Annotated in this window: 18 protein-coding genes; 4 read left to right on the top strand and 14 right to left on the bottom strand. The window is 69.6% G+C overall.

The window, feature by feature from the left end:
- Positions 1-10: 10 nt before the first annotated feature.
- The 3 genes from KBX43_RS03670 to KBX43_RS03660 all read left to right on the top strand — a co-directional run bounded on the left by KBX43_RS03670 (position 11) and on the right by KBX43_RS03660 (position 5,046).
- Positions 11-1,234 carry a serine/threonine-protein kinase gene (locus KBX43_RS03670; protein ID WP_210883086.1) on the top strand — a complete coding sequence of 408 codons (1,224 nt, stop codon included), beginning with the start codon at positions 11-13 and terminating at the stop codon, positions 1,232-1,234.
- A 171-nt stretch (positions 1,235-1,405) separates the two neighbouring features.
- On the top strand, positions 1,406-3,385 hold the full coding sequence (locus KBX43_RS03665; protein WP_210883084.1) for a hypothetical protein: 1,980 nt from the start codon (positions 1,406-1,408) through the stop codon (positions 3,383-3,385).
- 8 nt (positions 3,386-3,393) lie between these two features.
- Positions 3,394-5,046: an Hsp70 family protein gene (locus KBX43_RS03660; RefSeq protein WP_210883082.1), complete on the top strand. Its 1,653-nt coding sequence runs from the start codon at positions 3,394-3,396 to the stop codon at positions 5,044-5,046.
- Here KBX43_RS03660 and KBX43_RS03655 read toward each other — a convergent pair.
- The 4 genes from KBX43_RS03655 to KBX43_RS03640 all read right to left on the bottom strand — a co-directional run bounded on the left by KBX43_RS03655 (position 5,036) and on the right by KBX43_RS03640 (position 11,204).
- Positions 5,036-8,380, bottom strand: coding sequence for a helicase-related protein (locus KBX43_RS03655; RefSeq protein WP_210883080.1), 3,345 nt, complete (start codon positions 8,378-8,380; stop codon positions 5,036-5,038). The two genes, KBX43_RS03660 and KBX43_RS03655, sit on opposite strands and share 11 nt — an antisense overlap.
- A 177-nt stretch (positions 8,381-8,557) precedes the next feature.
- Positions 8,558-9,217 (bottom strand): response regulator transcription factor, encoded by a 660-nt coding sequence (locus tag KBX43_RS03650; RefSeq protein WP_210883078.1) that lies wholly within the window; start codon positions 9,215-9,217, stop codon positions 8,558-8,560.
- Positions 9,214-10,368: a sensor histidine kinase gene (locus KBX43_RS03645; RefSeq protein WP_210883076.1), complete on the bottom strand. Its 1,155-nt coding sequence runs from the start codon at positions 10,366-10,368 to the stop codon at positions 9,214-9,216. Before KBX43_RS03645 ends, KBX43_RS03650 begins: the two co-directional genes overlap by 4 nt.
- Positions 10,368-11,204: a CPBP family intramembrane glutamic endopeptidase gene (locus KBX43_RS03640; RefSeq protein ID WP_210883074.1), complete on the bottom strand. Its 837-nt coding sequence runs from the start codon at positions 11,202-11,204 to the stop codon at positions 10,368-10,370. The genes KBX43_RS03645 and KBX43_RS03640 overlap by 1 nt, the downstream gene beginning before the upstream one ends.
- Positions 11,205-11,393: 189 nt before the next feature.
- Here KBX43_RS03640 and KBX43_RS03635 point away from each other — a divergent pair, with 189 nt between their 5' ends.
- Positions 11,394-12,185, top strand: coding sequence for a class I SAM-dependent methyltransferase (locus KBX43_RS03635; protein ID WP_210883072.1), 792 nt, complete (start codon positions 11,394-11,396; stop codon positions 12,183-12,185).
- A 21-nt stretch (positions 12,186-12,206) separates the two neighbouring features.
- Here the strand turns inward: KBX43_RS03635 and KBX43_RS03630 are convergent, their stop codons facing one another.
- The 10 genes from KBX43_RS03630 to KBX43_RS03585 all read right to left on the bottom strand — a co-directional run bounded on the left by KBX43_RS03630 (position 12,207) and on the right by KBX43_RS03585 (position 19,303).
- On the bottom strand, positions 12,207-12,491 hold the full coding sequence (locus KBX43_RS03630; protein ID WP_210883070.1) for a hypothetical protein: 285 nt from the start codon (positions 12,489-12,491) through the stop codon (positions 12,207-12,209).
- Positions 12,492-12,528: 37 nt separating this feature from the next.
- Positions 12,529-12,777: a hypothetical protein gene (locus KBX43_RS03625; protein WP_240638222.1), complete on the bottom strand. Its 249-nt coding sequence runs from the start codon at positions 12,775-12,777 to the stop codon at positions 12,529-12,531.
- 2 nt (positions 12,778-12,779) lie between these two features.
- Positions 12,780-13,031, bottom strand: coding sequence for a hypothetical protein (locus tag KBX43_RS03620; protein WP_247677088.1), 252 nt, complete (start codon positions 13,029-13,031; stop codon positions 12,780-12,782).
- 68 nt (positions 13,032-13,099) lie between these two features.
- Positions 13,100-13,324, bottom strand: coding sequence for a DUF4926 domain-containing protein (locus KBX43_RS03615; RefSeq protein ID WP_210883055.1), 225 nt, complete (start codon positions 13,322-13,324; stop codon positions 13,100-13,102).
- Positions 13,325-13,326: 2 nt separating this feature from the next.
- Entirely contained in the window at positions 13,327-13,800 is a 474-nt protein-coding gene (locus KBX43_RS03610; RefSeq protein WP_158560004.1) for a hypothetical protein, read from the bottom strand.
- Between the two features lie 13 nt (positions 13,801-13,813).
- Complete coding sequence (locus tag KBX43_RS31325) at positions 13,814-15,112, bottom strand: hypothetical protein (protein WP_307851461.1); 1,299 nt, start codon at positions 15,110-15,112, stop codon at positions 13,814-13,816.
- Entirely contained in the window at positions 15,109-15,429 is a 321-nt protein-coding gene (locus KBX43_RS03600; RefSeq protein WP_187692916.1) for a type VII secretion target, read from the bottom strand. The genes KBX43_RS31325 and KBX43_RS03600 overlap by 4 nt, the downstream gene beginning before the upstream one ends.
- Positions 15,416-15,817 carry a YbaB/EbfC family nucleoid-associated protein gene (locus tag KBX43_RS03595; protein WP_187692915.1) on the bottom strand — a complete coding sequence of 134 codons (402 nt, stop codon included), beginning with the start codon at positions 15,815-15,817 and terminating at the stop codon, positions 15,416-15,418. Before KBX43_RS03595 ends, KBX43_RS03600 begins: the two co-directional genes overlap by 14 nt.
- A 123-nt stretch (positions 15,818-15,940) precedes the next feature.
- Complete coding sequence (locus tag KBX43_RS03590; protein ID WP_210883053.1) at positions 15,941-17,332, bottom strand: pyridoxal-dependent decarboxylase; 1,392 nt, start codon at positions 17,330-17,332, stop codon at positions 15,941-15,943.
- Positions 17,333-17,341: 9 nt separating this feature from the next.
- Entirely contained in the window at positions 17,342-19,303 is a 1,962-nt protein-coding gene (locus KBX43_RS03585) for a BTAD domain-containing putative transcriptional regulator (protein ID WP_210883045.1), read from the bottom strand.
- Positions 19,304-19,360: the final 57 nt, after the last annotated feature.

Genomic DNA, 19,360 nt, shown 5'->3' with positions numbered 1-19,360 from the left:
GAGGCGGCACGTGCAGGCGGGGGACCGTATCGCTGATCGCTACGAGCTGACGTATCCGATCGGTCGTGGGGGAATGGGCCAGGTCTGGGCCGGCTACGACGAGCGTCTCGACCGGCCGGTCGCGGTCAAGTTCCTTCGGACGAGCGAAGTGCCCGAGGACGAGCGCGAGGTCGCGGTCAAGCGGTTCAGGCGGGAGGCACGGGTGACCGCCCGTCTCGACCATCCAGGCGTGCCGGTCATCCATGACCTCGGCCGACACCACGACGACCTTTACATCGCCATGCAGCTCGTCCGTGGTTACCAGCTGGCGGATCTCGTGGCGGAGCGCGACCGGCTGCCGGTGGCAGAGGCCGCATCGATCGCCGCGCAGGTCACCTCTGTGCTGGAGACCGCTCATGCCGCGTCACTCGTACACCGCGACCTGAAGCCGCAGAATCTAATGATCACGCCCTCGGGGGTGGTCAAGGTCCTGGACTTCGGGGTCGCCGCGCTACTCGGGCCGGCCGAGCAGTCCCGGTTGACCGCCACCGGTCAAACCCTCGGCACTCCCGCCTACATCGCACCTGAGCAGGCCGCGGGTGCGCCGGTGGGCCCGGCAGCAGACCTCTACGCGCTCGGGTGCATCCTGTTCGAGATGCTCACCGGTGTGCCGCCGTTCGAGGCCGGCAGCTCGTTGGAGATGCTGCACAGGCACATGCGATCGCCGATCCCGATCGTCACCGAGTACCGGGCGGACGTCCCGGACGACCTGGCTCATCTCCTGTTCTGCCTCCTGGCCAAGGACCCGTCCGACCGGCCGGCCTCTGCCGGGGAAGTCGGGCAGCTTCTTGTTCCCTTCGCAGGCGAGGGCCGAGTCGCTTTGCTGGACGCCTGCGGCATCGAGCCGGTCGCCGCTGCTTCCGCGGGATCCGTGGTGGCGCAGCCATCCACGAGGACGCTCGCGGATGTGCGGTCGCAGATCGGGGAGCTGGCCGAGCAGGAGCGGTTCGTGCAGGCGGCAGAACTCATCAAGGGGGTTCTCGCCGCCGGAACGGCGGTTGAGGAGCAGGTTCCATTGCGGTACGACCTCGCCAACCTGCACCTGCTGGCCGGCGACTACCGGCAGGCGCGGCAGGCATTCGAGGATCTCGCGGAGGATCTGAACCGCGTGGGCGGGTACCCCGACCTACTTGAGGACTGCCGGAACAACGCGGCCGTATGCCGGGCTGAGCTGGGCGAATCCACCACGTCCTGACGATACCCACGGTGAGCACACGCTGATGATGCTTACGTAGGGCGTGGCAGCGACAGCCTCAAGCGGCCGCCGCTCGTCGCATCACGGGCCGATCTGCGCGGTGCCGTTGCGACGCCCGGCAACGCCACCGCGCTCGGACGTCCGGTCACACGGACGTCTACAGTCTCAGCCGTGGAACAGCCGGAATTGGTGATGGTGCGTGAGCCCGACCGGCCTGACGAGCCGGTCCGGATCGGTACGGTTCTGTCGAAGGAGGGCAGCCTCTTTCGCGTTCGCTGGGACGACGGGTCCGAGGAAAGCGTCCGGCTTGGTGGCCGGATCGCCGGGGCACCCCAAGGCTCACTCCGCCTTGCGTTCCTCCGCGACCGAGCGTCGGCGGTCGCCGCGTTCGAGGCAAACCCGTTCGACGCGGTGACGCGGCTGCTGCAGGAGAACGAGAAGGGACTCACCCGCAAGCAGATCAGGGAAAAGCTGACCGATCTGGGCCTCGACATCGGCAGCGGCAGCCCGCGCTGGAGGCGCATCGAGCAGGCGCTCACGAGTAGCGACGAGATCTCGGTGAGCGGCAAGGGCGTAGCCGCCATATTCCAGTCGAAGCTAAAGGCTGAAAGGGCGAGATCCAGGTCAGGACTGACCAGAATCCTGCCCGAAGCTGATCAGCACGCACCGGTACCGGCAGCCGAAGCGATCGGGGGAACGGCGAAGCCGGAAGCATCATCTACTTCCTCCGTACCGGCGGAAGCGATCGATGGCAGCACGACGGCATCCAGCACAGCACCGGCATCGCTGGCGGCGAGGCTTGCACAGATGATGGGCGAGGACGAGTCCCAACCTTTGCGGCACTACCTGTCGAAGCCGCTAGCAGTCGGTGCACGCTTGCAGAAGCTGACCGGCGAGGAGCTCGAAGCCCTGCTCGAATCGCTCACTCGCGAAGACGCTGCTGCTCTTGAACTGTTACTGCTCGTAACGTCCCGATCTTCGTCCGCCGCCGATCGTTCCCTCGATGGCGGCAGGATGACAGATCTGCTGGCGGCAGCTGCTGCTGAGGTCGGAGCGCAGGCAGTGCTGGATCCCGACCTCTCCGTGACCGCAGAAGCCCTGCTGCGGCGTGCCTCTGACGGCGTCGATCTGCCGACCGCCGCGATTCCCTCGCTAGCCACTATCGGGCATGCCGTCGCGCTCGGGCGCGGGTCCGAAGCACGGCAGGTGCTCGAAGCGGTAGCACTGGTTCTGAGCCAACTCTTGAGGAGCCTGTCCCGTGACGAGCGAGTCAGCATTGACCTCGAAGGTCTAGCACCGCTCGTGGCGCCGCTTCCATTCACCCGCGATGGAGGCCGCGCCGCGCTTATTGCCACCGTGAGTAAGGTGCACAGCAAGAGTGTGCTGAGTGACGCGTGGTGGAGCGGCGCCAGCCTCGACGAACTCGTCGCCTGTGCGAGCGGGCCACTCGGCGCCGTCACCTCACGACCGGAGGTATGCGCTGAATTCCTGTGGCCGCTGATGCTGCGAGAACTGTCTCTAGTCGAGTCGCGCGGGCGGCTTGCGTTCCTGATGGGCGTGCCCAGCGAGTTCTTGGCTGGCGTTTCCGGCGAGGTGCTGGCCGCCGCGCTCCGCCGGGTCGCGGCGATCGACCGCATCGTTGCCGGTTGGGCTGCGGCGCTGACGCAGGAGCAGCGGATACAGGCCCTGCGCCACGACGTCGAGCAGGCACAGGCAGCCGCCCAAGCGGCGGAAGAGCGGGCCCGAGCGGCCGAAAACCGTACTACTGCCCTCGCCGACCGATGCGCCCAACTGGAGGAGACACTCCGAGCGGAGCACCGCGAGAGCGCCTCCCTACGAACTGCACAGGACCGGCAGATTCAGATCGATGTTGTTCGTTCGTTGGCGACCCTGGCAGCCGAGGTCGAGGAGTTGGCCGCAGGGGAAACCGAGCCAGGAGTTCTTGTCGAACGTGTGCGCGCCCTGGCAATGGCGCAAGCGCTAGAGCCGATCGGGCAGGTCGGTTTCGAAGTGTCCTTTGATCCGACTGCGCATGACCCCATCGTCGGTGTTCCCCAGGATGGAACCGAGGTTAAGGTCATCCGGCCCGGCTACCGCTGGCGGCCGCTGGGTGAAGACGTGCTTATCGACAAGGCGCTGGTGACGACTTAGGAGTGCGCATGGGGGGAGCCCACGGCCACGCCGTCGGGGTGGATTTCGGCACGTCTACTTCGCTGGTGGCGACGCGAGCCGGCCGTCGGCCGGTTCAGATCGCACCGTTGGGCCACAGCACAAGATGGTTCCCCTCGGTCGCCGGCTATCGCGGCGACACGCTGGTAGTGGGTGAGGATGCCGATGCACTGCCCAGCGACCAGGTAATCCGATCCATCAAACGGGCCATCACTCGAAACGAGGACAGGGTGGCCGTTTTCGGGCCGGCCGGAACCCTGGAGATCTCGGCAGACGAGGTCATGATCGCCCTCCTCGCGGAGATCGGTGTCCGTGCGGCCCGTGCCGGCGAGCCGCTGGATCAGGATCGCGAATTCCGGCTGGGCTGCCCCGCCATGTGGGACGGGGCGCAACGGAATCGGCTGCTGGAACTGGCGGAGAAGGCTGGGCTGCCGACAGACGGTTCGGTCTTGGTCGACGAGCCTATCGCCGCGGGCATCGCCTGGGTCAGCCATCGTTACCTCGCCTATGGCGAGCAGCCGGAGGGCCGGTTACTCGTGTTCGACATGGGTGGCGGCACGTTGGACATTGCTGTCCTTGACGTCGTGGGCGGTCCTCACCCCGAGATCTCCGTACTGACCGCACTCGGCGCGGAGTACGCCGGCGACATGCTGGACCATGCGATCGCGCGAGATCTGTACGAAGATCTCACTGCCAAGGGGTACGACCTCACGGCGAGTCGGCATCCCGAGCTGCTCGACGCTTTGGTGATGCGCGCAGCCCGCGAAGCAAAGGTGAACTTGTCCCGACTGGCAGAGCACCGTGTCGTTCTGCCGTCCCGTCAGCTTGGCGCTGTTCCCGTCCTGACCTACACGCGAGAGCAGCTCGAAGAGGCCTTTCGTCCACAGATGGACGAGGCCGAACGCCTCGTGTGGGCAGCCCTGCGCGCCGCACGGCTGACCGAACGTGAAATTGGCTCTCCCGATCAGTTACGCGCATTGGGCCCGGCAGAACTGATCCGCGACGTCGACTACGTACTGCTCGCGGGAGGTATGAGCCGGATTCCTTACGTGGAGCGTCGGGTCGGCGCACTTTTCCCCCACGCGCAGGTCTTCGACGAGGCGGGCGTCCAAGCCGATGAGGCGATCGTTGCCGGTCTGGCCGACACTTCTGGGTACGACCGGCTCAATCTGCACCGCCCTGGATTCGACTTCATCGTGGAGTGGGACGAGAACGGCCAGACCTGCCAGGAAACCCTGTACGCCGCTCACACACCTTTCTATGAGGCTTGGCAGGTGCTGTCTGGCCAGGCCAACCTCGGCTACGAGCGACACGACCGTGCCTTCCCCGGCCCGAAGCACGGCAGAGGCCGGCTACGCGTGCGTGCAACGACCGGCGAGTCACTCGGGCTGAAGTTCGACGACCAGGTTATGGACGGCATCGGCCTGACATTCGGGCGCAGTATGAGCTTCAAGCTCTACTGTGATGGCCGGATCCTGCTCCGGGACGGTTCGGGTAAGCGACTCGACATGAAAGTCGACCGGTGGCCCGTGATGCGTGGCCGCGACCACGCTCAGCTTATCCTGCGGAGCGCACAGCGGAACTCCCCGACTCCCCCCACGCCTTGGTACATGGAAAAGGAGTGGGCACCGCCTACTCGATGAGTACGACGGCCACCGCCGAGAGTGAAACGGCGAGTTCCCGGTGAGCCGCCAACTCGTGACGGATCTCGTCCTTGCGTGTCCTGAGCTTGCGTAGTCGGCCTTCATGCAGCCGGATGATGCTCGCGCCGCGACCGTCGCGACGCAGTCCCGCTACCAGTTCCTCGGTCTTGCTGATCGCGAGGTCCACTGATCCCTGTTGCGCTCGGATGCGGCCCTGCACCAGAGCTGTATTCTCCTGCCTTCGGATGCTTTCCACCTCTCGGTGCCGCAGCGCCAGGTGCTGTTGCGCCTGCTCCCAGAGCCTTTGGAGGTTGGGCGGCGGTGCGGCCGTTGCATCCTCCAGACGGCCCTCAGCAAGCGCGGTCAGCAGCAGGTTGCCGACCTCGTCACGTAGCTCGCCGGTGTCGACATCGATCGCGGTGGCCCACAACTCCACCTGCTTGTGGAGGCCGGTTGTCTCGGCCAAGTCCAGCGTGACGAGGTACCGGCGGCCCTTCGGGATGTCCGGTACCCGGACCGCGCCGAAGCGGGGGAGTGCCAGGGTCTCTCCGCTGAGGATCTCCTGGGCCAGTTTCACCAGCGGATGCCGTGCCGACAGGAGTTCCGCGTCGGACTTGCTGGCGACGTCGGGCCGTAATGTGCAGGGCAGCGGCGTTCCGTTCTGCAGCAGTGCTGCCAGTCCGTGACGCGTGTGCTTACCGCCGTCCTCACTGACCCTGCTGGACCGCAATCGCTCGGCGAGCCGAGCTGTACCGATGACCTTGAAGACCCCGTTCTTGTCTGGCTTGGTGCGGCGGCCACCCGTGCGCTTGAAGAGCTCATCCAGCATGCGCTGGATTTCCGCCGCGCCAATGAACCGGCCGTTGTCTGGGCCATCCTCGGTCAGGCCCTCGACCAGCAGGCCGTCCAGACCGGCCAAGTGCGCCTGCGCGGCGCGTAGATCGTCGGTGTCCTGCGCGCGTAGGCGCAGTGCGACACCAACACGCTCCGCCTCCCGTTGCCGCTGCTCCGCGCTCAACCGCGGATCCAGGAGCCGTTTGGTGATGCCACCCAGCTCGTCGCGAAGGATGGGCTCGAGCTCGCCGATGGATCGTTCGAAGACACCGATCCGGTCGTAGAGCCGCTGAAAGATGTCCGTCTCGATCGTGCCGGGAACGTTCATGTTGAAGATGAAGATCTTCTCGTGCTCTTGGCCGAAGCGGTCGAGTCGCCCGATGCGCTGTTCAACGCGCATCGGGTTCCACGGCAGGTCGTAGTTGACCAGCACGTTGCAGAACTCGAAGTCGAGACCCTCGGAACCCACCTCGCTCAGTAGCAGGATCTCGAACTTCCCCCGTCGAAACTCATCCATGATCCGCTCCCGGTCGGCCATCGCGACGCCGCCGTGCATGACGCGAACGGTGAAGTGCTCGCTCAGGCGCCGCGCGAGATACGCGAGCGTCCGCCGGAAGAAGGAGAAGATCATGACCTGCTGCAGGCCCGCTTCACGAACGTCCAGCAGCCTTGCCTGGAGTTCGTCGTACTTGGTGTCGACCCGCACCGGTATCGCCAGCGTTGGAAGCTGGAGGAGGTCGGCGACGTCCGCTGCGACATCCTCGTCGGCGTCGTCGATCTCCTGGCTGAACAAGTTTGGATTCCGCTCCCGCATCAACTCCTGCGAGGCGGGGATGCAGCTTGCCGCTTGGCGCAATGGCATCTGCATGGCGAAGCCTGGAGGTGTGTTCATCTGCAAGGCCCGGGCCATGTACCAGGCGTAGACGGACTCGTAGTACCTGCGTTCTTGATCTGTCCAGCTCACATTGATGGCTTGCGGCACGCGGATCGCCTTCCGGTCCGGGATATCCGCCTTGCGGGTGCGGGTGAGTACGCGCCCCAACATATTTAGATCAGCGAGCAGCCGACGTGCACGGGCGATCTCTGCGTGACTGAGCGGCCGTTCGACATCGAGCAGTTGCCGCAGGAACCCATAGTCGGGCCGATCGGTGACGGATGAGCCGAACTCCATCGCATCTAGGGTGTTCAGCTGGCTCAGCAGCTTCCGCGGTTCCCGCCGCCCATCATCCAACAGGGAGCGCGCGACCGCGTTGAGGACCTGGTTTGGTTCGAGCTGGCGCTCGAAGGTAGCTGGGTCAGCGAAGTTGACTTCGTCGAGGAGATTTATCAGGTTGAAGAGATCGTTGTTGCCCAGGTTCAGAGGCGTGGCGGACAAGAAGATCAGATAGTCCGACCAGTCGGCCAGGAGCCGGCCCAGCGCGTGCGACTTGCTTCCGCTGTTGCGGAGGTAGTGTGCTTCATCGACGATGACGAGGTCGAAGCGCGGATGCAGCTCGGTGAGTCGTTCCAGTAGATCGCTTGCCGCCCGCAGGGATTCCAGGGAGATGATGCCGCGTAATGGTGGATCCTCACCTCCGGCCAGCCGCTCGGCGAAGTCACTCAGATCCCGCGGCTGCACGATGTCGAGCGACCTGTCGAATCGCCGACGCAACTCGGACTTCCACTTGAGCGTGAGCACGGCGGGTGCGACGATGAGGACGCGGTCGAGCCGTGACCGTTGCTCCAACTCATTCCAGACCAAACCGGCCTCGATCGTCTTGCCCAGTCCAACTTCGTCGGCGATCAGTAGCCGGCCGGAAGACGTGGAGACCACTTTGAGGACCGGCTTGAACTGATACGCCCGGAAAATAGTCTTGCTCGACGCGAACGAATACAGGGTGTCGGTCAGAGGATGTCGTAGCTTCGTCCAGGTCAGCGTCAGCGCCAGTCCCTCTGCACCGGCTGGCGTCTGTGCCAGCCAGAAGCTGGGCTCGCGCGGATCGCCCTCCTCCAGGACGAGAGCTTCTTCGCTGAACCGTTTGATGTCGCCCCGTATGTCGATCTGGTACTGGTAGCTGCCGGCTACCGGGGTGATGCCCTTGACCCGTCCCAAGACTCCCGCTGCGCCCTCGGCCCGCACTATGTCGCCTACCTGGAACAGTGCGCGCCCGGCAAATGCGCCCGCGCCCGGCCAGAGCGCCGTGTACAGAAAGGTCGCTGCGAGAAGATGGCAGTCATCCTCAAGGTAGCGACGCCTTCCACTCGCGGGGGCGGTTGGTCCTTTGCCGCTGCCCACCACTACCGCGTGCCAGGTGCCGGCGCGTTGGAAGGCGTAGGTGCCACGGTGGACGAGTTGATCAAACTGGCCGGAGCCGATGGCACGCGTCTCCGGCGCCAAGCCGAGAATGTCGTCCCGGACATCGTCCGCCACATTCCCGACCACCAAGCATGAGGCCGGGCCGATTGCGGTCAGCCAGTCAAAGCGCTGCTCCGGCGGCTCGTAGCGAAGGTCGTCCAGCATGCCTGCCCCCTGTGCTGTCCACGTCGACCCGTCCGATCTTGTCCCTTGACGCCGTTTCCGTATAGGCCCTATTCGTTTCGACAGGACCGGCTGCAGGTACGCCAGCGGCAACCCGGCCGGATGAGCTGCCTTGACTTGGTGGAGAGCAGGCGTGCCGAATGGCGTCTGACGCGCTGCTCAGGTGACCAGGCCGGTGCGGTACGCGTACACCACCGCCTGCACCCGGTCCCGCAGATCCAGCTTCGTCAGGATCCGCGACACGTACGTCTTCACCGTCTCCTGACTGATCACCAGCCGCGCCGCAATCTCACCGTTCGACAGCCCGTCGGCGATCAGCCGCAGCACCTCCAGCTCACGCGGCGTCAGCCCCACGTCCGCCGGCGCGCCCTCGGCCGGGCGGATCCGCGCCGCGTACCGGCCGACGAGCTGCCGCGTCACCTCCGGCGCCAGCAGCGCGGCGCCGGAGGCGACGGTGCGGATGCCGTGCAGCAGTTGCGCCGGTGGGGCGTCCTTGAGCAGGAATCCGCTCGCGCCGGCGCGCAGCGCCTCGTAGACGTACTCGTCGAGGTTGAACGTCGTCACCACCAGCACCTTGACCGGCTGGGCGATGCCCGCGCCGGCCAGCAGGCGGGTGGCCTTGATGCCGTCGAGCACCGGCATGCGTACGTCCATCACCACCACGTCGGGCCGCAGGCGGCCGGCGAGGTCGACCGCGGCGCGGCCGTCGCCGCACTCGCCCACCGCGGCCATGTCCGGCTGCGCGTCGATGATGGTGGTGAATCCGGTACGGATCAGCGCCTGGTCGTCGCAGACCAGCACCCGGATCGGCCCGGTCACGACGCGCTCCCGGTGGGGATGCGCGCCCGGACGACGAAGCCGTTGCCCGCCCGTCGCCCCGCGTCGAACTCGCCGCCGAGCATCGAGACGCGCTCGCGCAGCCCGGCCAGGCCGCGTCCGCTTCCGCCCGGACCCGCGGCGCGCGGGCCCGGGCCGTCCGTGCTGATCTCCACCGTGATCTCCCGGTCTCCATGGTGTACGTGCACAGCGGTGGGGCGGCCGTGCGCGTGTTTGAGGGCATTGGTGAGCGCCTCCTGCACCACCCGGTACGCGGCCATCTCCGCGCCGCCGGTCACCTCCGCCGGGGTGCCCTGCTGCGTGAACTCCACCGGCTGCCCGGCCTGCCGGGTCTGCTCCACCAGGGCGTGCAGCTCGCCGACCGACGGGGCGCGTGGCTCCGTACCGTGGTCGGGGTTGAGCACGTCGAGCAGCAGCCGCAGGTCGCCGATGGCACGGCGACCGGTGTCGGTGATGGCGGTCAGGGTGGTGTCGAGGCGGTCGGGCGCGGCGGTCAGGTAGCGGGCCGCCTCGGCCTGCACCACCATCGCCGTCACATGGTGGGTGACCACGTCGTGGAGTTCACCGGCGATGCGGGCGCGTTCGGAGGCGCGGGCGGTTTCCGCGACGTGCCGGCGGCGTTCGGCCTCGGCGAGGCGGTCCTGCCGCAGCCACGACCCGGTGCCCCAGGCGAGCGCCAGCAGCAGGTAGAACGTGGTGAACCCGACCACGCCCTCGGTCGACCCCTGTCGATCCAGCACGACCGCCAGACCGATGTACGCGAGGGAGCCGGCGAGCACCGTGGTGCGGCGGCCTCGGTCCAGGTGGGCGCCCGCGCTCACCAGCGCGATGGCGAGCGCGGTGCCCGCGAAGGTGTGGTAGGCGCGTACCTGATCGAGCGCGAAGCCGAGTGACACCAGGGCGAGGGACAGCGCCGGGCGGCTGCGGCGCAGCGCCAGCGGAAGGCACTCCAGCGCGATCACCACCACGGTCAGCGCGTCGAACGGCCGCGCGGGCAGGTCGCCGAGCTGCGTACCGATGCCGCGCAGCGGTGGGGTCACTGCTGCGAGCGCGATCACCAGCGCGAGCGGGAGATCCCGGACCGTGACGGGCCAGCGCCGCCACGAGTCGGGGAACATCCGTCGGGTGATCATCAGGAGACCGTAACGCTCTCCGCCGGGACCTCGGCCGTGCGGTGGCGCCGAGTCACGATGTGGCCGCGGCGGTGCGCCAGCCAGAGGAAGACCACAGTCAGCGCCGCCCCGGCGGCCACCGTGTAGAGGCTGCCTTCCGGTCCGAAGTCGCCGCCGCTGAGCAGTGTCGAACCCGACGTGGTGGCATCGAGCAGCCCCGCCGACTCGCCGTTGCCGGACACGACGACGCCGAAGATGCCGCCGGCCGCGAAGTTCCAGCCGAAGTGCAGGCCGATCGGCACCCACAGGTTGCGGGTCGCGGCGTAGCAGGCCGCGAGCATGAACCCGGCCTCGATCGCGATGGCGGTGGCACCCCAGAGGCTGGCGTCCGGGTTCAGCAGGTGCATCAGGCCGAACAGTACGCCGGTCAGCAGCAGCGAGAGCCACGTGCCGAGCCGTTCCTCGGCCAGGCGGAACAGCAGGCCGCGGAACATCAGTTCCTCGGTCACCGCCGCGGCGGCCATGAACCCGACCATGCCCACCGCGCCGGACACCGAGCCGATGCCGTGTACGTGGTAGCCGCCCATGAGGGCGATGTTGCCGATGACCGCCGCGAACATGGCGAACCCGATCAGCACCCCGCGGTTGAGCCGGGCGGCCGCGCCGTTCCGGGCCAGTTCGGTGACCTCGCGGCGTTCGGTGCGGCGCACCACCCACCCGTACACCACGATCGCGGCCGCGGTGGTCGCGACGCCGAGGATCAGGCTGAGCCCGGCGTTGTCCTGTGCCGCGACGAGCGCCAGGCTGCCGACGACACTGACCGCGACGACGGCCAGGAACTGCTTCACCACACGCATGACGATTCCTTCGAGAGGTCCGCGGCCGGAGCGCCGCGGTTCACCTGGAACGCTATGGATTCGCAGGCTCGGAATCGTCACCGTGCGGTGGACACTTGCGGGTAGCTCGCACGGGGGACAAGCACTTCGGGGGCGTGCCCTCAGCAGAACGGCTGGCCTCGGGGCTGGCGCGGCGGGCAGGCTGCCGGCATGGCGACGGGCTTCGGCGGTGAGGTGGCGACCTACTACGCGCGGCATCGGCGCGGCTATCCGCCCCCAGTGCTCGACGCCGTGGCGGCAGCCTTCCAGCTCGGCGCCGACGACACGGTGGTCGACCTCGGCTGCGGTACCGGTCAGTTGAGCCTCCCGCTCGCCGACCGGGTGGGCGCGGTCATCGGCGTGGACCCGGAGCCGGACATGCTGGCGATAGCCCGGCGTACCGCCCTCGACCAGGGCACGACCAACGCCACGTGGGTGCTCGGCGGTGACGGCGACGTGCCCGCGTTGTCCCGGCTGCTCGGCGAGGGAAGTGTCGGTGCGCTGACCGTCGCCGTCGCCATCCACTTCATGGACCGCGACGCCCTCTTCGAGGCGGCGCGGCCGTTGTTGCGCTCCGGCGGTGGAATCGCCGTCGTCACTAACGGCGAACCCCTGTGGATGCAGGACACCGAGTGGTCGATCGCGCTGCGGGGATGCCTGGAGCGGATGGTCGGCCACCCGGTCACCGGAAGATGTCAGACCGACGAGGATGGGCGTCGCCGCAACCGGGAGGCGCTCGTGGGGGCCGGATATCGGTACGAGGAGACGTCGGTGCGGTACGACGCCCCGCTCACTGTCGACGACATGGTCGGCGGTGTCTTCTCCGCCATGTCCGCGGAACGGCTGCCTACTTTGCATCAACGCGCGGAGTTCGCCGCCGACGTACGCGACGCTCTCGGCGGGGTGGATGTGGTGACCGAGCGGGTCATCGTCAGGTTGCAGTACGGGATCCTCGGCTCGTAGCCGATTCCCGACGGGATTCAGCTATGTCACGAGGCGGTAGTTGGGGATGCCCCTGGTGCGGTCCTCGATCGGCGCGGCAGTGGACAGGGCCGTCACTCCGGCGGGAACCGGAGCCCGGGAGACGTGGATGCCCTCCAGGCAGGTGTCACACCAGAAGGAGGCGTAGCCGTAGCCGGCCCCTGGGGGCCCGGTGAACACCATCCGGAGGGTTCGGTGACCGCAGTTCGGGCACTGGTGGTCGGACTCGGCGGGCAGGGCGCGGTAGACGACCTCGTAGACGTCCAGCCACTCGTCGAATGAAGCCACTAGGGGGTTCCTCCGGTCTGAGTGGTTGGTTTCTCAGCTAGCTCGCGACGAGCATGCGTTCCGGGAAGTCGCCCCGGTCGCGCCAGGCATTGACGATCTTGGCGGTGATGGCGCTGGCAGCGGCGTTGAAGTCGTCGTCCTCGACTCGTGCCTGCAACGTCTGCGGGTCGATGACGAGGATGCGATCGAACCTGTCCTCAAAACCAAACGCATACCGCACCTCGTCCGCCGGAGCCTCGATCCGACGGGCGGCCACCATCATTCCCATGTCGCCCTTTCCGACCATCCTTACTCCGCGGGCAAGCTGTGAGTCGCGGCGACGAGTTCTCGGAGATGTGCCACCACAACAGATTTCTGGGCTGTCTCCGGCAGATGCTGTTCACCCGCCACGACCAGACCCTCGCGCAAATGGGCGACGACCTCGCGCTGGGCTTCCGGCGACAGGTCATCCAACCGGAATGAACCGAGGTTGTTGTCGACGATCTCTTGAAGATGCGCTGCGGCGTCTCTGTCAGTGAGCCGAGCGATCAGGAACTCCACGGTCCAGTCGAATAACCCTCCGGTCGCTGTCCAGTCGACCCCGGGCCGCAGAACGACGAGGCCGGCCACTACTGTGCTGCCGACTGTCCGTCGCCACCCGTGGTGTCGACCTTCTGGATCTTGTCCGGCGTCAGGGCCAGAGCACTGAGGGGCCGGCCGTCCTGATCGGCGAACTCCACCTCATAGGCGAGGTCGGGGCGGTGGAACACGTGCACGATGGCACCGACCGCTCCGGCGGGGAGATTCTCCTCAGGCACGGCATCCCTGAGTTCTACCAGCTCGTACGGGTCCACGATCAGTGGCGGAGACGGGCGAGATACTCCTGCCAGGCGTCCCGATCGACCGCGTCCGGTGACGTCCCCGAGGGAAACCAGGTGGACCCGAGATCCGGATCCCAGGCGGCGATCAGCGTGTCGAGACCCGCCACCAGCACAGCCGGCCACAGCCGCGCCGCGGAGAGCTGCTCGAAGACGCGGCGGGCTTCACGCAGTTGGACATCCCGGTCTCTGCCCGTGTACCCGAAATCCCAGAGGATCTCATAGGCGTCCAGGAGCGACTGCTCGTCCGGAACGTCGGAGGGATAGGCGAGATAGTTGCGGGCTACCTCGCCGCCGACCTCCCCGCCTGGGCCGCACTGCGCGGGACGGCTCAAATAAATGCCTCCCTCAGGACCGATCGAAGCTCGCAACCCGATCGCCGAGGCAATCCTGTCGGCCACCGCTTTCGGCTCCTCCGCAGCGTGGAGAAAAATGTGTTCCAAAGTCGACATGTGCGACACCAGACTAGTCGGGAAGCGTGATTATTCGGTTGTCGCCGAGGATGATGCGGACCTGGCCGGGCATGGCGCTGCCGTGCTGTCTGTGCTGACCCAGCGCTCGCGCGAAACCCCGCCGGGCCTCCTCCTCGCTCAGGTTTACCGGGCGTCCGTCGATGACCGCGTTGCCGCCGCCGGTCTGGTCGACCTGCTTACCGGCGGCCATGATGTTACGGCGTACGGCTTCGCTGCTGGAGCGGTCGAGGGTCTTGAATTCGGTCACCACGCCGGGATCGTCTGGACCAGACCGCACCATCGAGTCCGGATTCTTGAGCTTGTACAGGCTGTCGTCACGTTCCCGTGGATGGACCATGTCCCCTTCCTCGGCGAGGCGGTCACCGACCGCTCTTTCCTTGTCGTCGAACAAGCCGCGAGGGTCATTCACCTCGGGCCGGAAGTCGGCGCCGAGGGGACCATGCTGCTTGCCCGGGTCGAACTCCGGGGGCCTCGTCGGGTGACCGTTATGGCGCCCGGGGCCACCGCTGCCAGGGGTCTTCTCCGGTCCGGCGGACGAGAGGCGGCTCAGCGCCTCCTTCAGCTTGCCGATCAGCTCACCCAGCCGCCGCATCTCCGGCATCAGCCGCCGCAGACTCGCCAGCAACCCCCGCAGCAACCGCCCGATCCGCGCCGCCCACGACGCCACTGTCGTCGTCACCTGCTCCACCACCAGCGGCGTCGCCAGCCCCGCCGTGGCGACCAGTTCGGCCGCGTACACGATCAGGCGGGACACGCAGGCGGCGATCGCGTCGCGGACCAGCAGCCGCACTGCAGCGACCAGGCCGGCGGCGCCTTCGGTGATCGCGGCCATCGCCTCGGCGCCCTGCGCGAGCCCGGTGATGGCCTGCTGCTGTTCGCCCGCCCAGCGGCGGTAGCCGGTGGCGGCGGCGCCGGTCCAGCCGGCGACCTCGGTGCGTACGGCGTGGGCCAGATCGGCGGCGTCCTCGCGCAGGGACGCGGCGACGTTACGCCAGGTCTGCGCGTGCGCGGTGATCTCGGCGGGGTCGCCGGCGAGCCAGTCGAGGGCTTCGCTGAGCGGCTTGACGTGTTCGATGAGCCAGGCGATGCCGTACTGGAGGAGCGCTCCGGCCGGGTCGGACACGAGCGCGAGCGCGTCGAGGCCGGCGCTGACCACGCCGAGGCTGCCGTCGATCCAGCTGCCGGTGCGGACGCCCTGGGCGATGAGTTCGATGTCCTCGCAGATCCACACGCCGGCCCAGGGACTCGGACCGGAGTCCGCCGCGGCGGCGACCAGTGGGTTCGTGGTCACCGCCGCTGCCGTATCCGGTCGAGCAGGTCGGCGGCGTGCGCGTCGGAGGCGCGGTAGCGCTCGGCGCTCGACCGCAGCTTCCCGGCGGTGTCCCGGACCGACGTGGCGGCGATGCCGATGCCGTCGGTGAGCGTCCGCTGGAGACCGTCGAGCAGGACCGGCATGATCGCGCAGAGCTGCCCGTACGCGTCGGCGCCCAGCCTGACGTGCTGGCCGGCCTGCCGGGCGGTGTCGATGCTGTCGGCGCGGCGGCCGAGGTGTGCGGCGTGTGCGGTCAGGTCGTCCGGGTCGACCTGGAGGCCGTCACCGGGCGGCATCCGGCGTGCCCGGGTCGGGGCCGAGCCGCCGCTGGTGGGACTCGACGATCGCCTGCCCGGCCGGGTCGTCCGCGCCGAGTGCCGCGGTGGTGGCCTCGGTGAGCCGTCGCAGCAGGTCGGCGCGGGCGTCCCGGGTGACCGCAAGGATCTGCCGGGCGGTGTGTGCGGCGGAGTGCTGCCGGACGCGTTCGTCCAGCCGCAGGTCGGCGAGCAGCCCGGACGAGTCGACGGTGACCTCGACCAGACCGTCGGCGCTGCGCGCGATGCCGGTCAGCGTCTGGGCGCGGGCGGACAGGTCGCGGGCCCGTGCCGCCCGGTCGGCCAGGGACGACTCCCATTCGTCGAGCCGGCGTGCCGCCGCATCCAGCGCGGCCTCGTCCGCCCACATGTCGACCCTCCTCAGAGGACAGTATGAGCGTCACGCTACCAACCGATCGCGCTGCGTGTGTGCCCCGCTGAGGCATGTGAAGCGGTTCGGCCAGGCAACTGCCGCCGCGGCCGGTAACCGTCCTCAGTGAACCATGTCGCCGCCGTCCCGGTGGGCCACCCGGATGAGGGCCGCCACCGACCGGTCCACGTCCGCCTCCGTCGTGGTCGCGTTCGACACCGAGATCCGCATCAGCCGCCGCCCCCGCCACGTCGTCCCGCCCACCCAGCACGTCCCGTCGACCTGCGCGGCGGCCACCACCCGGTCGGTGCGCGCGTCGTCGCCGAACCCGACGAGCACCTGGTTGAGCACCACGTCGTTCACCACCTCGAACCCGGCTCCGGCGAGCCCGTCGGCGAACCGGCGCGCCAGCGCGCAGCACCGCTCGACCAGCGCGCCGACGCCGTCGCGGCCCAGCTCCCGCAGGCCCGCCCAGACCGCGAAACCCCGGGCGCGGCGGGAGGACTCCGCGGTCAGGTCCGCGCCCGCGGGCACACCACCGGAACCCACGAGGTACGCGGCCGCGAGCGACATGGCCGCCGCGTGCGCGTCGGGCCGGGCGCAGAACACGAACGCGCTGTCGTACGGCAGGTTCAGCCACTTGTGGCCGTCGCAGGCCCACGAGTCGGCGTTCTCCAGTCCGTCGACCAGGTGCCGGGTCGACGGGCTGGCAGCCGCCCACAGCCCGAAGGCGCCGTCCACGTGCGCCCAGCCGCCGTACCGGTGGACCAGGTCGCAGGCCCGGCGCAGGTCGTCGCACGCGCCGGTGTTCACGTTGCCCGCTTGGAGGCAGACGATGGTCGGGCCGGGACCGGCGTCGCGCAGCGCGGCTTCCAGGGCGTCCGGGTCGACTGCGCCCTGCGGGCCGGTCGGCACCGCGTGCAGCGCGTCGGTGCCGAGGCCGAGCAGGCGCAGCGACCTGTCGATGGTGGCGTGCCGTTCGGCCCCGGCGAACACGCGTACCGCAGGTGCGCCGGACAGGCCGCGCCGCTCCACGTCCCAGCCGGTGTCGGCGAGCACCTGGTGGCGGGCGGCGGCGAGGCCGGCGGTGTTCGCCGCCTGCGCGCCGGTGACGAAGCCGACGGACGCGGTCGCCGGGATGCCCAGCAGGTCCTTCAGCCAGCCGCCGGCGGCCGTCTCGGCGGCCACGGCGGCGGGGGAGGTGACCGCGTTGAACGCGATCTGGTCCCAGCCGGCGGCCAGCATGTCGGCGGCGGTGGCGGCGGGCGAGGCGCCGCCGACGACGAAGCCGAAGTAGCGGGGGCCGGCGGTGGCGACCAGGCCGGGTTCGGCCGCGGCCACCAGGTCGGCGAGGACCTGCCCGGGCGGGGTGGGCGCGTCCGGCAACGGACCGGCGAACGCCTCGGTCAGCGCGGCCTGGTCCACGGGTACGCCGACCGGCCGGTCCGGCAGCGACAGCCGGTAGTCAGCCGCATGGTCGGCGGCGCGCCGCAACAGGTGCCTCAGCTCGTCCATCGCCGCACCCTAGCCCCGGTCGCCGCTCCCTTCGAGGGCGGCGTCGAGGCGGTCCAGGTGTGCGGCCACCGGCCCGACGGTGAGCAGACCGCTGCCCGCCCCGGCCACCTCGCCCGCCGCCGGGACGAGCGCGTCGCGCGCCCGGAGCGTCGCGTCCCGGTCCCCGAGCGCCACAGCGGCGCGGCCGGTGAGGCACCACAGCGCCTCCTGCAGCAGTTCACGCGGCGGCGCCGGGGTGCGGCGCAACGCCCTGGCTGCCTCGTCGCGCCGGTCGGCGGCGAGCAGCAGCAGCGGGCGCGTCCAGGGCGCGTACGGGCCCCAGTCGGTGTCGGCCGGGAAGTCGGCGGGCCGGTCGTGCCACACCCGCAGGCACAGCAGCGCCAGCGGCAGCAGCCCGCGTTCCACGCCGGGCATCCCGCAGCCGGCCAGCCCGGTCGCCCACGACCGGTACGCCGCCTCCGCATCCGGGTACGCGGCGCCGGTGGCGGCGGTCCGCATGGCCCGGTAGCCACCGGTGAACACACCGACGAGGGGGCTCTCGTGCCGGGCGGCGAGCCGGTCCGCCGCGTCGGCGTGCGCGTCGGCGGTGGTGAAGTCGGCGAGCGCGCTGCGCGCCTGCACGCGGATCAGGTGCCCGAGGATCTCCACTGTGGCCAGGCCGTGCCGGGCGGCGAGCGCGACCAGTTCGACGCCGACCGCGTCCCGCTGCGGGGCGAGCCCGGCCCGCTGGAACGTCTGCATGTAGACGCCGTTGAGCGCCTGGGCCAGCAGCGCCGGGTCGGCCACCCGCCGGGCGATCGCCTCCGCTTCCCGCGCGGACTGCGCCGGGCCGGGTGACGCCGTACCTCGGGACTCGATCGCGACGGTGGCCAGCAGCCGGGCGCGGGTCGCCTCCGGCGCGTCCGGGCCCAGCCCGGCGAGCGCCCGCTGTGCCGCCGCGACGACCCGGGCCGCCTGCGCCGGGTCGTCCGAGCGGGTCCAGATCGCGGGTACGTCGTACCCGCCGATGACCCGCGCCGTGAACTCCGGGTCGCCCAGTTGCTCGGCGGCGCTGATAGCCGCTTCGCGGTGGTCCCGGGCGGCCTCCAGTCCGCCCGGCCCGGTCACCGCGAGGCTGCGCAGCAGCCCGACAGTGGACTCCAGCCGGGCCCGCGCGCCGGGCACCACACTGCGCTCGTACGCCGCGGCGGTCTCGGCCCAGACGCGCGCCGCGCCGGTCGGTTCGGGTTCGGTCTGGCGCAGCAGGTCGGTCTCCAGCCGCCGCAGCCGGGGTCCGGGGTCCAGCCCGAGCTGGTCGCGCAGCAGCTCCCGGGCGCGGCGCAGCACGGCGAGCGCGTCGGCCTGCCGTCCGGCCCGGTAGAGCGCCGACGCCAGCAGCGCCCACCCGTCCTCCCGCCACGGGTACGCGGCGACGTGCGCGTCGAGATCGGGTACGGCGTCGGCGGCCCGGTCCAGCGCCAGCAGCGCCTCGGCCCGCCGCTCCACGGCGGTGAGCCGGATCTGGTCGAGCCGGGACCGTTCGGCGTGAGCCCACGGCTGGTCGAAGTCGGCGTACGCGGGTCCGCGCCACCAGCCCAGCGCCGCGTCGAGCCGGTCGAGCGCGGCCCGGGGCAGCGCGTCGGCCGCCGCGGTCACGGTGTCCTCGAACCGCCAGGCGTCGACGGCGCCCGGGTCGGCGCGCAGCGCGTACCCCGGTCCCTCGGTGACCAGCAGCCGGGCCGGCTCGCGTGGCGGACGGCGCGGCTCGAGGCGGCGGCGCAGCGCCGCGACGAATGTGCGGACCGCGCCCACCGCGCCGGCCGGCGGGTCGTCCCACAGGTCGTTGACGATCTGCCCGACCGGCACCACCCGGCCCCGGGCGGCGACCAGCCGGGCCAGCACGGCCCGGTGCCGGGGCCCCTTCAGGTCGACCGGCTCACCCGCGTCGTCCCAGGCCGTGACCGGACCGAGCACACCGAAACCGACAGGCACCGACCCCTCCTCGACCCGGGCCACCGTATCGCGCTCATCGGTTGCTCATCGGGCGCC

This window comes from Micromonospora sp. C41 (assembly GCF_018070485.1).
GTDB classification, from domain to species: domain Bacteria; phylum Actinomycetota; class Actinomycetes; order Mycobacteriales; family Micromonosporaceae; genus Micromonospora; species Micromonospora chalcea.
Note: the sequence above shows the minus strand (reverse complement) of the source record. Positions and strands in the feature narration are given on the sequence as shown.

Coding starts and splice junctions, on each gene's coding strand:
- KBX43_RS03590 (WP_210883053.1), bottom strand. CDS start 17,332: ATGGACGAGCTGAGGCACCTGTTGCGGCGCGCCGCCGACCATGCGGCT.
- KBX43_RS03635 (WP_210883072.1), top strand. CDS start 11,394: ATGGCGACGGGCTTCGGCGGTGAGGTGGCGACCTACTACGCGCGGCAT.
- KBX43_RS03625 (WP_240638222.1), bottom strand. CDS start 12,777: ATGGTCGGAAAGGGCGACATGGGAATGATGGTGGCCGCCCGTCGGATC.
- KBX43_RS03600 (WP_187692916.1), bottom strand. CDS start 15,429: ATGCCGCCCGGTGACGGCCTCCAGGTCGACCCGGACGACCTGACCGCA.
- KBX43_RS03660 (WP_210883082.1), top strand. CDS start 3,394: ATGGGGGGAGCCCACGGCCACGCCGTCGGGGTGGATTTCGGCACGTCT.
- KBX43_RS03655 (WP_210883080.1), bottom strand. CDS start 8,380: ATGCTGGACGACCTTCGCTACGAGCCGCCGGAGCAGCGCTTTGACTGG.
- KBX43_RS03610 (WP_158560004.1), bottom strand. CDS start 13,800: ATGTCGACTTTGGAACACATTTTTCTCCACGCTGCGGAGGAGCCGAAA.
- KBX43_RS03640 (WP_210883074.1), bottom strand. CDS start 11,204: ATGCGTGTGGTGAAGCAGTTCCTGGCCGTCGTCGCGGTCAGTGTCGTC.
- KBX43_RS03645 (WP_210883076.1), bottom strand. CDS start 10,368: ATGATCACCCGACGGATGTTCCCCGACTCGTGGCGGCGCTGGCCCGTC.
- KBX43_RS03595 (WP_187692915.1), bottom strand. CDS start 15,817: ATGTGGGCGGACGAGGCCGCGCTGGATGCGGCGGCACGCCGGCTCGAC.